1 protein-coding gene is annotated in these 480 nt (G+C 42.9%); it reads right to left on the reverse strand.

Translation table 11 applies throughout. The features are described 5' to 3' along the window. Positions 1-480: DNA primase (locus NE664_13605; GenBank protein ID MCQ4727668.1), on the reverse strand; the 480-nt coding region annotated here is incomplete at both ends.

The raw sequence follows: 480 nt of genomic DNA on the forward strand, positions 1-480 counted from the left end.
GTTCTGACATTTACCACAAGTAGAGGACTTATAATCACCATAGCAGCCGATATCCATGAATTTGTCCATGTCAAAGTATTCCATGACCATCTCAAGACCGTTCTCCTTTAGGACTGCCAATGCCTTCTCAAGGCTCTTATACTGGTTTACTCCCGGTGTCCCCAAAAAGCTGTATCCGGATAAAGCATGAGCGACAATCGGTTTTAATATTCCTTCCGTTACCCGTACCGTCTTGTCAAATGGATTTCCAACAAAACTGACCGGACTCTTACTGCCAGCACCACGTTTTTTATTGGTACTGCTTAACCACAAATACTTTTTATCATCATGGGGAGCATCCAACCGTATCTGAAAACCTTCAATCTTTCCGGATATACTGTAAGCCGGGCATAGGATTCCCTGGTTATTCCGATATAACGCAATATCCCAGTTTTGGTTTTGATTCATGTAAAATCCCGGTATGCCCGCAAGAGAATATCC

Source organism: Anaerotignum faecicola, assembly GCA_024460105.1.
Classification (GTDB): Bacteria; Bacillota; Clostridia; order Lachnospirales; family Anaerotignaceae; genus JANFXS01.